14 protein-coding genes and 1 pseudogene are annotated in these 13859 nt (G+C 43.6%); 6 read left to right on the plus strand and 9 right to left on the minus strand.

Annotated features, from left to right (window positions below; translation table 11 throughout):
• The first annotated feature begins 10 nt into the window (after positions 1-10).
• Both QZV86_RS01175 and QZV86_RS01180 read left to right on the plus strand, forming a co-directional pair.
• The gene (locus tag QZV86_RS01175; protein ID WP_295623453.1) at positions 11-829 is read left to right on the plus strand and encodes an RNA methyltransferase; all 819 of its coding nucleotides are present in this window, start codon (positions 11-13) and stop codon (positions 827-829) included.
• Between the two features lie 48 nt (positions 830-877).
• Positions 878-1225, plus strand: coding sequence for a hypothetical protein (locus tag QZV86_RS01180; RefSeq protein WP_295623454.1), 348 nt, complete (start codon positions 878-880; stop codon positions 1223-1225).
• A gap of 5 nt (positions 1226-1230) precedes the next feature.
• Here QZV86_RS01180 and uvrB read toward each other — a convergent pair whose 3' ends face one another.
• On the minus strand, positions 1231-3261 hold the full coding sequence (gene uvrB / locus QZV86_RS01185; protein WP_295623455.1) for an excinuclease ABC subunit UvrB: 2031 nt from the start codon (positions 3259-3261) through the stop codon (positions 1231-1233).
• Between the two features lie 79 nt (positions 3262-3340).
• On the opposite strand from uvrB, the gene QZV86_RS01190 reads away from it, so the two are divergent.
• The gene (locus QZV86_RS01190; RefSeq protein WP_295623456.1) at positions 3341-4534 is read left to right on the plus strand and encodes a pyridoxal phosphate-dependent aminotransferase; all 1194 of its coding nucleotides are present in this window, start codon (positions 3341-3343) and stop codon (positions 4532-4534) included.
• A 32-nt stretch (positions 4535-4566) separates the two neighbouring features.
• Here the strand turns inward: QZV86_RS01190 and flhC are convergent, their stop codons facing one another.
• From flhC to QZV86_RS01205, 3 genes are all read right to left on the minus strand, one after another.
• Positions 4567-5106 carry a flagellar transcriptional regulator FlhC gene (gene flhC / locus QZV86_RS01195; RefSeq protein ID WP_295623457.1) on the minus strand — a complete coding sequence of 180 codons (540 nt, stop codon included), beginning with the start codon at positions 5104-5106 and terminating at the stop codon, positions 4567-4569.
• A gap of 27 nt (positions 5107-5133) precedes the next feature.
• Positions 5134-5451 (minus strand): flagellar transcriptional regulator FlhD, encoded by a 318-nt coding sequence (flhD, locus tag QZV86_RS01200; RefSeq protein WP_295623458.1) that lies wholly within the window; start codon positions 5449-5451, stop codon positions 5134-5136.
• A 517-nt stretch (positions 5452-5968) separates the two neighbouring features.
• Positions 5969-6418: a hypothetical protein gene (locus tag QZV86_RS01205; RefSeq protein ID WP_295623459.1), complete on the minus strand. Its 450-nt coding sequence runs from the start codon at positions 6416-6418 to the stop codon at positions 5969-5971.
• A 298-nt stretch (positions 6419-6716) separates the two neighbouring features.
• Between QZV86_RS01205 and QZV86_RS01210 the strand changes: the two are divergent.
• The 3 genes and pseudogenes from QZV86_RS01210 to QZV86_RS01220 form a co-directional block, all read left to right on the plus strand.
• A pseudogene (locus QZV86_RS01210) lies at positions 6717-7084 on the plus strand (IS3 family transposase); the annotation flags it as partial.
• Positions 7085-7770: 686 nt separating this feature from the next.
• Positions 7771-8220 (plus strand): CBS domain-containing protein, encoded by a 450-nt coding sequence (locus QZV86_RS01215; RefSeq protein WP_295623460.1) that lies wholly within the window; start codon positions 7771-7773, stop codon positions 8218-8220.
• Positions 8221-8450: 230 nt separating this feature from the next.
• Entirely contained in the window at positions 8451-8804 is a 354-nt protein-coding gene (locus QZV86_RS01220; protein ID WP_295623461.1) for a hypothetical protein, read from the plus strand.
• Between the two features lie 152 nt (positions 8805-8956).
• Here the strand turns inward: QZV86_RS01220 and amrS are convergent, their stop codons facing one another.
• The 5 genes from amrS to QZV86_RS01245 form a co-directional block, all read right to left on the minus strand.
• On the minus strand, positions 8957-10054 hold the full coding sequence (gene amrS, locus QZV86_RS01225; RefSeq protein WP_295623462.1) for an AmmeMemoRadiSam system radical SAM enzyme: 1098 nt from the start codon (positions 10052-10054) through the stop codon (positions 8957-8959).
• Entirely contained in the window at positions 10047-10637 is a 591-nt protein-coding gene (gene amrA, locus QZV86_RS01230) for an AmmeMemoRadiSam system protein A (protein WP_295623463.1), read from the minus strand. Before amrA ends, amrS begins: the two co-directional genes overlap by 8 nt.
• A complete protein-coding gene (amrB, locus tag QZV86_RS01235; RefSeq protein WP_295623464.1) occupies positions 10627-11433 on the minus strand; it encodes an AmmeMemoRadiSam system protein B in 807 nt (268 codons plus the stop codon). Before amrB ends, amrA begins: the two co-directional genes overlap by 11 nt.
• A 191-nt stretch (positions 11434-11624) precedes the next feature.
• Positions 11625-12863 (minus strand): lipase, encoded by a 1239-nt coding sequence (locus QZV86_RS01240; RefSeq protein ID WP_295623465.1) that lies wholly within the window; start codon positions 12861-12863, stop codon positions 11625-11627.
• An 86-nt stretch (positions 12864-12949) separates the two neighbouring features.
• Positions 12950-13855: an FAD:protein FMN transferase gene (locus QZV86_RS01245; protein WP_295623466.1), complete on the minus strand. Its 906-nt coding sequence runs from the start codon at positions 13853-13855 to the stop codon at positions 12950-12952.
• Positions 13856-13859: the final 4 nt, after the last annotated feature.

A 13859-nucleotide genomic window follows, 5' to 3' on the forward strand; every position in this document is an offset into this window, starting at 1 on the left:
GGATTCACTTATGCCAGTTATTACTTCGCGCGACCACCCGCTCATCAAACAACTGATCCAGTTGGAAGGATCATCGCAATATCGTAAGAAAACTGGTCTGACGCTTCTTGATGGCATTCATCTCATTCAAATTTATAGCTCGATACTAGGAAACCCCGAAAATCTGATCGTTAGCGAATTTTATTTTGCCGATAACAAACATTTCATCGACATGCTTTTTGGTCACAAGCCTCCTAAAATAACCATCATTAGCGATTCGTTATTTCGTGTAATATCTCCAGTCAAAACACCCACAGGGATTCTCGCACTTATCTCAAAACCTATATTGCAGAAAGTAAATCATCGCAAAAAAGCAGTTCTGAGTGTTCTGTTGGAGGCCATTCAGGATCCTGGAAATATGGGCTCAATATTACGTTCGGCCGCCGCCGCCAACGCCAGTAATATTTATCTTTCAAAACACTGTGCTGACGCCTGGTCTCCCAAAACATTACGGGCTGCGATGGGTGCTCATTTCTTTTTGCACATTCATGAGAATAGTGATTTGAAACAAATTGCGCAGAAATTCATGGGAACTGTGGTTGCCACATCCATACAAGCCAAGCAGAGTCTTTTTGAAATTTCATTGGTTGGACCCACAGCTTTCATATTTGGAAATGAAGGCGCAGGGTTATCTACAGAAATGATACAAGCAGCACAGACGAATATCTCTATTACAATGCCTGGCAAAACTGAATCTCTGAACGTTGCGGCGGCGGCGGCTATTTGCTTTTTTGAAAAAGTGCGCCAGGATAGATTCTCAACTCTAGCTTCCGATGTTGGAACTAAATAATGCAGGGGTGTATCATACTGCAGCTAACAATAATCACTATGGAGTCTCATGAAAATTTCATTTTTATCCCTCATCATCCTGCTCGGATGCTCGTTATTCAATCCTGCCAATGTCATGGCTCTGCACCATGAACCGCAAAATGCACAAGAATCCAAAGAAAGAATGCCTGATAATGAAGGAATTGTTATCAACACAATGGACGCGGCCGGTTACACTTATATGGAACTGGAAAATAGCGGTCATAAATTCTGGATTGCTGCACCCACAACCAAGGTTAATAAAGGCGATCATATTCGCTACTCTGGAAGTATGACCATGAGCAACTTTACCAGCAAGACTTTGAATCGCACATTCAGCACCATTGTTTTTGTTACTTCTACAGAAATTAAAAAATAACCTGTCTAAGTCACATCTGAAAAGCCGATTAATAGCTTATTCTTCAGGCTTTTCAGCTCATCTCGATAGAGTGCTGCTTGTTCGAATTCCAGATTCTTCGCAGCACTGAGCATTTTCTTCTCAACACGCTGAATTTCTTTGGCTAATTGCGTTTCACTCATGACATCATAGCGCGCCTGTGCTTGTGCAGCTTTGAGGTTTTGCTGCGATGATTCATAGTTATAAACGCCATCGATAAGATCTTTAATCCTCTTGTGTACCGATCGAGGAGTAATTTGATGCTGCAAATTATGGTCTATTTGCTTCTGGCGTCGGCGATTCGTCTCATCAATCGCAGCACGCATGGATTTGGTGATGGTATCAGCGTAGAGAATGGCGGTGCCGTTGATATGACGAGCAGCGCGGCCGATGGTTTGAATCAATGACCTCTCCGAGCGCAAGAAACCCTCCTTATCGGCATCCAGTATCGCAACCAGGGAAACTTCCGGGATATCCAATCCTTCGCGCAACAAATTAATTCCGATCAGCACATCAAATTGTCCCAGTCGTAAATCACGGATAATTTCAACTCGCTCTACCGTATCGATATCCGAATGCAGATACCGCACCTTGATTTGATGTTCGGAAAAATAGTCGGTTAAATCTTCTGCCATGCGTTTAGTCAGCGTGGTAACCAGTACACGTTCATTCTTGGCTGTACGCAAACTGACCTCAGACATTAAATCATCGACTTGGGTCGCTACTGGACGTACCTCTATCATCGGATCGACCAACCCGGTAGGCCGCACCACCTGCTCCACAATCTGCCCGCTATGTTGATGTTCATAATTCGCAGGCGTTGCCGACACAAAAACAGTCTGCGGCATCCTTTTTTCAAATTCTTCAAAACGCAGCGGACGATTATCCAACGCGGATGGCAGGCGGAAACCATAATTCACCAGATTTTCCTTGCGCGATCGATCACCTTTATACATGCCTCCGATCTGCGGCACCGTGACATGGCTTTCGTCAATAATCATCAATGCATTGGATGGCAAGTAATCGAGCAAGGTCGGCGGCGGTTCTCCGGGCTTTTTTCCGGAAAGATGGCGCGAGTAATTTTCAATACCTTTACAGAACCCTAATTCATTGAGCATTTCCAGATCAAATCGGGTTCGCTGCTCGAGACGCTGGGCTTCAACTAGGCGATGCTCCTGATAATAATATTCCAGTCGCTCGCGCAGTTCATTTTTGATAGTTTCCATTGCACGCAATGTGGTACTTCGCGGTGTAACATAGTGACTGGACGGGTAGACGGTGAAGCGCGATATTTTTTGCAGTATACGGCCGGTCAGCGGATCAAATAATGACAGGCTATCCACTTCATCATCGAATAGTGACACCCTTATCGCAGCTTCCGAATTTTCCGCCGGAAAAACATCCACCACATCCCCTCGGACGCGAAATACCCCACGTTTGAATTCCAACTCATTACGATCGTATTGCATTTCGGTCAAACGCTTTATGACGTCACGCTGAGAAATTTTCTCACCGTTGCGCAAATGTAGAATCATGCCATGATAATCCACCGGATCGCCGATACCGTAGATACATGACACGGTGGCCACAATAATGACGTCATCGCGCTCCAGCAAGGATTTTGTTGCAGATAGGCGCATCTGCTCGATATGCTCATTGATGCTGGAATCTTTCTCAATAAACAAATCACGCGCAGGAACATACGCTTCGGGTTGATAGTAATCGTAATAAGAAACAAAGTACTCGATGGCGTTCTCTGGGAAAAATTCGCGCATCTCTGCATACAGTTGCGCTGCCAGCGTTTTGTTTGGCGCGATTAAAATTGCCGGACGCCCTGAATGGGCAATCATGTTAGCTATCGTATAGGTTTTCCCCGATCCGGTAACTCCCAGCAATGTTTGAAACGCAAGTCCATCATTCATCCCCTCAATTAGTTGCGTAATAGCTGCAGGTTGATCTCCTGCGGGCGCAAATGTCTGATGTAATTTGAACGGACTATTGGGGAAGGTTACGATCACAGGTATAATTCCGACTAAACATTTATGCTTTTATACCATTCTAACATGTCGTTCTATTTATTTTAGTGCGAGGATTTTTGTGGAACTCTCTAGTCGCGTTCAAGCTATCAAACCATCTCCCACCCTTGCTGTTACTGCGCGTGCCGCCAAGCTCAAATCTGAAGGTAAAGATATTATAGGATTGGGCGCAGGTGAACCTGACTTTGATACTCCTCAACATATCAAAGATGCTGCGATAGCTGCGATCAACAAAGGCCTAACAAAATACACCCCCGTCGGTGGAACACCTGGTTTAAAAAACGCCATTGTGGCAAAGTTTAAACGTGAAAATAATTTTGATTTTGACTCCAAACAAATCTTAGTTTCCTGTGGAGGTAAGCAGAGTTTCTTTAACTTAGTATTATCCGTAATCAATCCGGGTGATGAAGTGATTATCCCGGCACCCTACTGGGTTTCCTATCCTGACATTGTGCTTATTGCTGAAGGTAAGCCTGTGTTCATCGATACCGGCATCGAGCAGAGTTTCAAGATATCCGCACAGCAACTGGAGGCGGTCATTACACCCAAAACAAAAATGTTTGTCATCAACAGCCCCAGCAATCCGACTGGAGCTGTTTATACTTTTGATGAACTCAAAGCACTAGGCGAAGTTTTACGCAAACATCCCAAAATTCTCATTGCTACCGATGACATGTACGAACACATCCTGCTTACTGGAGAACGATTTTGGAATATCGCCAATGCCTGCCCTGATTTATTGCCTCAAACCATCGTTCTCAATGGTGTTTCCAAGGCTTATTCAATGACAGGATGGCGAATCGGTTATTGCGGTGGGCCTGCACACATCATTTCAGCCATGGAAAATATTCAATCGCAAAGCACATCGAATCCAAGCTCTATTTCACAGGCAGCCGCAGAAGCGGCACTCAATGGGGATCAATCGTGTATCAATCCAATGGTGACAGCGTTCAAAGAACGCAATATCTTTATGGCTGAACAATTGAATCAAATCAATGGCATGCGGTGTTTGCCTTCGCAAGGTGCATTCTATGCATTCGCAGATGCTGGCCAGTCAGTTGATGCGTTATTTAAAAAAAACCTGATAAGCGCACCCAATGATATTGTATATAGCGAATATCTTCTGGAGAAAGCCGGAGTCGCTGTGGTTCCAGGTTCCGCATTTGGATGTGAAGGTTATGTGCGACTATCTTTTGCCACCTCAATGGAAAATCTAAAGCAGGCATTAAGTCGAATGAAAAATCTGCTGAAATAAGACCATCAGATCCAGTAGATTTATATTTTTTATTAATGAAGCGCGGCCATCATTGCTGCTTTTTTAGTTTTTCCAGCTCGTGAGGGTACATTGCACAATCCACAGACGTGATTGGAGTGAATTTCCAGTGTGTGTACTACATACTTGCCGTGGCATTTCACACAAGGCGCTATGCACAACACGCCACTTTCGACAAAACGCGCTAAAGTCCACGCACGCGTTAAGCTTAATACTTTTTCTAGCTGATTGACCTTAACATGCTCTTCATAAAGCCTATAACTTTTAATTAATGCATTAATACCTTTAACGCCTGTATTTTCTGTCACATAATTGTATATGTTTATAAACAGTGAAGAATGCATATTTGGCTGCCAGCTTATAAACCAATCTTCCGAATAAGGCAGCATGCCCTTGGGAGGCGACACCCCTCTAATTTCTTTATATAACTTGACTAATCTTTCACGACTCAGATCAGTGTTCATTTCCAATACTTGTAATCGAGCCCCTAATTGAATCAATTCAGTCGCCAGTTGAATTTGCTTAGCCTCGGTGATAATGCTTCGATTGCGCATGCTATTGCCCTCTTTCTATATTTACTTCTACGCTACAGCTTCGGCAGGTTTACCAGCCATCAAAATAGCTGCATGCGACTTAGCGATAGATTGCTCACGATTATCACTGGATAACATCTCGGCAATCAAACGATCATCAAAACGGAAACGACAAAGCAGCATATTTGACGCGGCCATTTTAATTAGCTGTGCAGAAGTTAACTTATCTAGGATATCCGCCAAATCCTGATTAATGCCCAGCCGATACATGGCAGATACCGTATCATCATGCAACATCTGCTTTGCAAGCAATAGATAGCTTAAGTTGATATCTCGGATCTCATTCAACATTTGATCTGTTTGCATTTAATCACCTCTTAAATAAATAATATTTAATCGAAAACACGCATTCGTGAGGTGACATTTTCAATTATGACGCAATGGAAGTAAATGGAAGTTAGGCTTAAACGAAGCTAGGTAATCTTCTTATCGCAATGTAGGAATTTTGACTACACGATAAAAATGATAATGAGTTAAAAATATGGTGTTTTTTACTGCACTAGTTAACTGAGCAATTTGTCAGTTATTTGTGGCCTGATAACAGAAGAAAAACTCGAGTACAATACTGTATACAACCATGCTAGAACTAAACAAACCTTCAGCTCCAATTCTTCCGAGATGCCCGGGTCATCGAGTCACTGTATTTATTAGTTCGGATCTGAATACCGAGCGATCAATGGAATTCATCATATCATGGACACAAGGAACGTCCATCTTGAGAATATCGATGGAAAAATACTTTAAACCAATAATCTTCGTTAACAACTAATACATTTTGCAATGCGGTCTTGAATACTCTAATCATTAATACCCCCATCAGTTCTCAGGTTGACCCCAGAAACAAATCTGGAATCATTTCCTTGCACTGCAGCAGACTCCGTTCCACTATGCGCAACTTATTGAGCAGAATAGTTAATTGCAAATAGAATTGATCGCTCGCCATTAATTGGTGCCATTCATCTCCATCTGGATCATCTTCATCAAGATTACGCCAGAAAAGATTGCAGAAACTATGGAATGAGACTGGATACCCTGCAGTTAAGGCAGATTTAATTTTCTGATCTAACCAACGCTGTCGTCTAATAATTAAGCCTTCAGCTCCATCGCAAATAATGACCGACAAGTAATCATGCAGATCTGTCGTGCTGCGTATGCTTTCCAGCTCAGAGAATTTTTGTCCATTGATGGCGCTGGCAATCAATTCTTGTAAAGCAAGCGTTGAAACTTTAAAACTTACGCCTGTTTGTAGTCTATAGATTTTGTCGAAATACATAGGTCAATCGTCATGAGTAAGTAAAACCAAAGTGAATGAACGATTCGATTAATATTCGCGATTATGGTTCACTTCGGAGAATTCACGCAAATGCAATCTTGGCGGATTACAGTTAATTAATTTCTGACTTAGTTGAGTTGATAAAACAAGCGATCACTTCTTCATCGCTCACTTGCGGAAAACTCAAATAATACTAACCAACCGCATAGAAATCCGATGGAGATGACAAACATACAATACGATCCGCTTTTCCATATAAACTTTCCACAACTCCTTGTGGTTGACCTGGTCAAGTTGGCGTAAAAAGCCAGGCGCTGGTTTGCTACATTATTCCGATCGTGGTAGTCAATATTGTTCAAAAGCCTACAGGGCGCTACAAATAAGTTTTAAAATGAAAACCTCGATGAGTCGTAAAGGTGATTGCTGGGATAATGCGCCAATGGAAAGCTTCTTTGGCACATTGAAAAATGAATGTTTACATCACTATAAATTTAAAACCAGAGCTGAAGCAAGAAAATAGCGTTTGAATATATTGAGGTGTTTCACAATCGTATTCGAAGGCATGCAAAACTTAAGAGTCAAACCCCTGCTGATTTCGCTAAAACTTGCATGCAAAAACTTGAGAGAAATGTAGCATTCTCGAAATACTTGCCCGCCCGGATCTAGCTCGGTGCGCTGGCGCTTGTTTCATCTGCCGGGCAAGGTCGTGCGTCACGCCGGAGCGCTAATATATCTCGTTGTGAAAACTACCAATTGGCGCAAGCGCTGGCTCCGTAGCCTGTTCCCTGCTCTTGCTTCACCACCCCGGTAGAATCGCTTCCGCCCAGCGGCACTCGTCTGGAATTCCGGAAATTTACGAACTTCACTGTCCGGCTGGCCGTGTCGAACCGTTTTCTCGCCATTCGTCCTCCCTGAGCTAACCGGTACCCACAAAATCCAGGCTAAAACGTTCTGCCTCTTACTTCGTCAAAATTCAATCGCGGAAATTGGGACTACTGAAGCGCTTGACAAAATCATCAAAGCGATCAAGATATACCAAGTAGTGGTCTATTAATAAAGCACCCCGCCGCAAGCAGCGAGGAATTAAACCCGGAAGAGATTAAATAACTCTTATTCCGAATAGAGTGAATAGACAGCATTAGGCCCAAATTAAATCCGTTGTTTCTAAGGAAATTGATCATGAATACACGAAACACACACCATAATGAAATTATAAATGTGATTCATCATTTTGAGGAAAATGAAAAACTCAAGTATCCATTTAACCAAGTAGAGAACTTTATACACGTTAATGAGTCGCATTAATTGATTCATACAGCTGTCTTATTCAGATAACAAGAAAGGGGCATCAAATGACTATCGGTGAAATTTGTAATCGCGAAGTAGTTGTAATTCAACAGGATGAAACCGTTCAAGAAGCTGCCAAACTGATGCGTCAGTTTCATGTGGGTGCCGTCATCGTCATCGACAAACCCAATGGCCGCGCAGTACCAATAGGGATAGTCACGGATCGTGATTTGATTGTCGAAGTTATGGCAACAGAATTGGACGAAACAGTAATTACAGTGGGCGATATTATGGCGCCGGATATATTTACCATAAAAGAAAACACCGAAGCACATGAAGCGATCGAATTAATGCGCCGCAAAACTATCCGGCGTCTGCCAGTAGTCGATGATGCCGGCGAATTGATTGGAATTCTAACGCTGGATGACGCCCTACAATGGTTGTCCGAATCAATGCTTGATCTTGCCAAGCTAGTCAAATACGAGCAGAAAAAAGAAATTCGGCATCGCCCCTAGTGAATTAGGGATATCAAACAATTGGGTTGTTTGGCATGATTCTAACAAGCCTCCTCAAGTTTCCGGCCAAACGCGCCGAGAGAGGAGCGACAATTTGTCACATTGTAATTTTATTGCATTTAAGATAGATTGAAACTGTAATTGCATAAAGTAAGATTGTATCTTGTTATATTCCTGTCATATATCTTTGCTATCCTGGATATTATCACCTTATACAAGGAGTAACCCAGATGAAACAACTCCCAACTGTAATTGAACTTGATATTAATCATCAGGTTAATCTACGCAAAAATAACTATCCATTTTATGAAGCAGCCCAGCTAAGGCGTGCAAAAATGCATGCGGCGGGTCTCATTGAGGCGTTGGATAGCGATAAACTGTTGACGCCTTCTCTGCATCAATTACTGGAAGCAAGTCTCATTCTGGAAACAACCGATACCCGGATTCTTGCGGCTTACTTAAAAAGATCGCCAGCTATTATCCGTAGCGAATTCCAGAAGATATGTGCTACGTTAGGAATATACGAGGGAATCCCAAAAGATCTCCAGAAACGACCTGCATCGATGATTAAGGAATCTGCCTAAATAAGTCAAACAAAGAATTTCAGGCGATTAGCAATAGTTACCTTAACGCTAGTAGCATTGAACTGCCAGCGTGTGATGCATCAAATAATGTGGTGCAACCGCTGTTCTTGTTTGCCTGAAAATTCATTCGGAACGACTGGCAATTAACGCAGTCATACTGTTTCTCCAATTCTGACCGGAATACGCTGCCTACCGAATTGACCGACAGATTGACCATAATGACCTGCAATTGTAGCACCGCAACTTGTGCAACGTCCGTCCGCAGTTAAATGATATTGCTTAATTTCATACCAATCACGCACGATTAATTCACTATCGCAGGATGGGCAAAAAGTGGAATCGCCCTCGGTATAATGCACATTGCCGGTATACACATAGTTTAAGCCGGCATTCAGCGCAATATTGCGTGCCCTGACTACGGTTTCAGTCGGTGTTTGCGGTATGTCGACCAATTTGTAATCCGGATGAAACACACTAAAATGCAGCGGCACATCGGCCCCCAGTTCTTTAAAGATCCACTCACTCATCGCGCTGATTTCCTGATTTGAATCATTTAAACCAGGAATCAACAAGGTCGTCAACTCAAGCCATACATCGGTTTCATGCCGCAGGTATTTTAGTGTGTCTAATACCGGTTGCAGATGTGATCCGGTTTGCCTGACATAGAATTCTTCGGTAAATGCCTTAAGATCAACATTGGCAGCATCCATTTTTGCAAAGAAATCCCGGCGCGATTGCGCATGAATATACCCCGCGGTCACTGCAACTGTTTTGACACCCACAGCGTGACAGGCATCTGCTACATCCATCGCATATTCGGCAAAAATCACCGGATCGTTGTATGTAAATGCAACACTTTTGCAACCATATTGCTGTGCGCAGCGTGCAATAGCTTCCGGATTGGCCTGGTCGAGCAATTTATCAAAGCTGCGTGATTTGGAAATATCCCAGTTCTGACAAAACTTGCAGGCGAGATTACAACCTGCCGTACCAAAGGATAAAATACTGCTGCCCGGATAAAATTGATTTAACGGTTTTTTTTCAATGGGGTCAACACAAAAACCGGATGAGCGCCCATATGTCGTCAACACCATGGCAGTACCGGCACGCCCGCGCACAAAGCACGCGCCACGTTGCCCATCATGCAGCTTGCAATCACGCAGACATAAATCGCACTGAATCCGGCCATCGTCAAGAAAATGCCAATATTTGGCTGGATGTTGTTGCGTGGCACTAATTGGTTCATCCATGTGTGCACTCCTTGGAACCCTCTATTTCCCGCCATTTGCTAACGGTATATCGAGATAACTGGATCTCTTCAGACCAAAAATCCTCAGATAATCGAGCTTTCAATTTTAACTTGGCGAGAAATTGTTGGGGTTGAGGCAAGCTCTCCCATACCTGGGGCAAAAACGTACTACGATGAGACCCACAATTGAACACGATACCGTCAATATTCGGACGCAATTGTGCCAGTGCATCGGTTTCACTGGTAAAATCCAGTGGTTGCAATTGTGATAGCAACGAAACTTCGACCGCTATCGTATCGAGTTCATCCTCCACCAGCGGCAAAAAACGAGGATCGTACAATGCAGCCAGGATGGCATTATTGCTGACATCTTCAAGCAATGGATCACACGCTTGCAGAGAACCGATACAGCCTCGTAATTCACTACATTGGGTTAAAGTGACAAATGTTGCTCCCGGCTTGCGAAGCCAAGACATATTTTCCTCCACTGCCACCGCTGTGCAGGGAACATGCAAAGCGCGAGTAATAGCTGCACGTGCAATTTGTAGCAAAATCTTCCCTTGCTGATTGTTATCAAGCGACATGAGCATACCTCCCTTGGTCAAATGCAATAGCTGCGTAACCGACGACCTGATCACGCGCTCCCGCAGTGTCTCCGGAATTCCTCAAATCCAACAAATGCGGCATCAATTGGTGTTTCTGTGCAGAAATAATAAAACCATTGATCGCTACGCTTCCACAGGCATGATCTGGTGCAATCGGTTGCTGTAATTGCAATATTGATTGCACCGTTTGATAGTCGATATGCTGTGCAGTTGCGTAAGGTAAGTAATGTGACAAGTCAGAGCTGATCACGATCAACGTTTCTTCACCACCCCACAGATAATCTAATACTTCGGCAACTTCTACGGCTGAAGCCATACCCACCGCCAATGGCAGTAAGGTAAACTCATCGAGTATACTTTGTAAGAACGGGAGTTGTACTTCAAGGGAATGTTCCAGTACATGCGCAGCTTTGCTGACACTCACTTGCGGCAAATGATTGATTAAATTGACCCAATGCGTATCCACTTCTACGCTGCCCAGCGGTGTAGTAAAAACATCCACACCTGGCAAAGCCAGGCCATATATAGCGACTCGATGCACGGGTCCTAACAATACAACACGCTGAATATTTGCGGCGACCGCACGTAAAGTAGCATAAGCCGTTGCCGCGATAGCACCTGAATACTGATATCCGGCGTGCGGAACGATTAATGCTTTTGGCTTGAAATCATGTCCGTCCGCTTTCGCAAGTAAAGATTTCACATTCAGCCTTAACTGCTGTGCATCTGCAGGGTAAAACAAACTGGCGACTGCGGGGGAGCGAATAGTGGTCATGATGCATTCTCTTATTGATTCACGATATCCCTATCAGACATGAAGCCAAGAAATAAATTGCAACTATCCAACTAATTCATAATTAATTATTCTATTAAATTCTTATTAAAATCATTAGGTTGCTATCATATTTACAGAAAAACAATCCGTTACTGAACGATGTAATTTTAACGCTTGAACGTAATACCCGATTACCACCCGTCCTGATATATAGCCATAAGATTAGTCGCATTATCAATGAGTCTGGCAATGCTATGCCGGCCAAACCTCAAATCTTCCAAATCGACATTACGATCAGGTAAAATTTCCAGCAAATCAAAATTAAATTGAATCAGTGGGGTTACATGATGAGAATCTAAATATATCTTTCCAGTTTTATCGGTATTAGAAACCGGGTCATGAATATCGGAAATCACATAAATTAATTCTCGCAGCTGCTCGTTGGTAAGCGAAATAGTATATGTATCAAAAAAATGATCTGGAACGGGCGAAGAATTAAATGCAAATGTTTCCAATCCCAGAACAGCACCAATCGCTTGTGCTAGTCCACCCCCTAAAGAATGCCCTGCCACTGTAATTTTCTCATCGGGATGTTGAATGAGTACATCCTGAGCAAATCTAAAGGCATCTTTAAATTGGTCGCTGACCGTACCCGTGCCGATGGCTGCATCCGCTATGGTATCCCGTGCAGTATCTTCCAGCTCCTTAAATGAACAAGGGAAATCGCAAGTTTCAGTACCGCGATATACCAGGGCTAATTCTTCGGTTTCGCGGTTTCTATAAACACCTGCATCCATTCCTGAGTTTGTTCCAGTGGACCTAATCAATTCCCAGGAACCTACCTCAACGTTATCAAAATCATAGATTGCATTCGCAAGTTGCGCATAGGGAATAGATCGTATCAGCAAGTCAACCGCACGCCGTTCTTCAGGAAACAACATGCCATAGGGTTTCCAAGTGACATTGGGCACATAATCGGGATTGTTGTACAGCGCGACCGAATTCAGTTCAAACACTGACACGGCATCCACTGTCGCATCATCCGCATCGGTCACCCAGGTTAAATTAACCGTATAGCGCTCGGTTCCATAAAGCATCGGAACATCAACTTTAGGTAAGGTCAACACGCCATTGAGAAAAGAGAATTTTGGGCTATGCATATCGAAAGCATCATCCAATTCTGCGCTCAACAATAAAAATCGGTTCGGATTATCTGCACCCAACCACTGTAACGATGCTTTATATAATTGATCGCCCAATGAATCGGTCACGATGATTTTTTGTAAACACACTAACCCATTGGATTCAATAACCGTAACGGGTGCTGTCAGATTGGCGCATTCTTCCGGTTGCGCTGTGACTGTAGATACAGAAAAAACCAGCGCAGCAACACTGATCAATTTGGCTAAATTAAAATACCTTGTTTTCATAAAATGACTCATTGATAAATTTGATCAAATCCTAGCAGTTTAATCATTTTTTAGAAAATAGGTAGAGCCAAATCATATTTTTCTGCTTACGCCATCAACGACCCCCCGGATTCCCCATTCACATTTACCCACAGGTGTGGCAAGCCTAAAGTATTGAGCCATTCGGCTCCATCCTCTCCTTTCAGCATGCCAATGGTCGACGCACTGCCGGCAACCACACAGAATTCACCCAGCACGCTGACCGCCGCCATAAAATGCACCGGCCAACCGGTTTTTGGGTTAAGCACGTGACCATACCGAGTACCGTTCAGCGTAATGCACCGCTCATAATCCCCGCTACTGGCCAATGCTCCAGAGTGCAATAACAGTGTTTGCAATACACCTTCCGGATTACGTGGATGGCGGATAGCTACACGCCAAGGGCTGCCATCTTGGTGCGGACCGATAACTCTGATATCGCCCCCCAGATTGATCAGTCCATGATGAATATCGGCATCCCAGCATAGCGCAGCAGCGCGATCGACAGCGTATTCCTTGACCACACCGCCAAAATCAATTTCCATGCCCACAGCAGTGAATCGCAGAACTGGACGCTGCCAGTCAATTTTTTGCCAACCGATTTTATTCAGAAGGGATTGAATAATTTTTGCATCAGGTATATTTCCCGATTTAAAATTCCAGGCGCGACGCAGAATTCCGGAGGTGATATCAAACAAGCCATCGCTTTGCTGATAACATGTGTCAGCATAATCGAGCAATCCGGCAGTTTCATCATCCACGCGAATGTGACCACCCTGTGCTGCGACGCGGTTTATATCGGATAAAAAACTGTCTGTTCGATAACGAGAATATTTTGTTTCCAGACGATGTACATCGTCCATGATCAATTTGGCAACGCGCTTACTCTTTTCTTCATGACTGGCATAAAGCTGAATCGAGCAAGGCGATCCCATTGCGCTAAAATCATAGTGATAGTACTTCAATTGCGCCATCACA

The organism is uncultured Nitrosomonas sp., assembly GCF_902826915.1.
GTDB lineage: Bacteria > Pseudomonadota > Gammaproteobacteria > Burkholderiales > Nitrosomonadaceae > Nitrosomonas.

What these genes read in the sequence shown, in the direction of transcription:
- QZV86_RS01220 (WP_295623461.1), top strand. Translation starts at nt 8,451, where the DNA reads ATGAAACAACTCCCAACTGTAATTGAACTTGATATTAATCATCAGGTT.
- QZV86_RS01180 (WP_295623454.1), top strand. Translation starts at nt 878, where the DNA reads ATGAAAATTTCATTTTTATCCCTCATCATCCTGCTCGGATGCTCGTTA.
- QZV86_RS01175 (WP_295623453.1), top strand. Translation starts at nt 11, where the DNA reads ATGCCAGTTATTACTTCGCGCGACCACCCGCTCATCAAACAACTGATC.
- QZV86_RS01215 (WP_295623460.1), top strand. Translation starts at nt 7,771, where the DNA reads ATGACTATCGGTGAAATTTGTAATCGCGAAGTAGTTGTAATTCAACAG.
- QZV86_RS01245 (WP_295623466.1), bottom strand. Translation starts at nt 13,855, where the DNA reads ATGGCGCAATTGAAGTACTATCACTATGATTTTAGCGCAATGGGATCG.
- amrA (WP_295623463.1), bottom strand. Translation starts at nt 10,637, where the DNA reads ATGTCGCTTGATAACAATCAGCAAGGGAAGATTTTGCTACAAATTGCA.
- amrB (WP_295623464.1), bottom strand. Translation starts at nt 11,433, where the DNA reads ATGACCACTATTCGCTCCCCCGCAGTCGCCAGTTTGTTTTACCCTGCA.
- QZV86_RS01240 (WP_295623465.1), bottom strand. Translation starts at nt 12,863, where the DNA reads ATGAAAACAAGGTATTTTAATTTAGCCAAATTGATCAGTGTTGCTGCG.
- QZV86_RS01205 (WP_295623459.1), bottom strand. Translation starts at nt 6,418, where the DNA reads ATGTATTTCGACAAAATCTATAGACTACAAACAGGCGTAAGTTTTAAA.
- flhD (WP_295623458.1), bottom strand. Translation starts at nt 5,451, where the DNA reads ATGCAAACAGATCAAATGTTGAATGAGATCCGAGATATCAACTTAAGC.
- amrS (WP_295623462.1), bottom strand. Translation starts at nt 10,054, where the DNA reads ATGGATGAACCAATTAGTGCCACGCAACAACATCCAGCCAAATATTGG.
- flhC (WP_295623457.1), bottom strand. Translation starts at nt 5,106, where the DNA reads ATGCGCAATCGAAGCATTATCACCGAGGCTAAGCAAATTCAACTGGCG.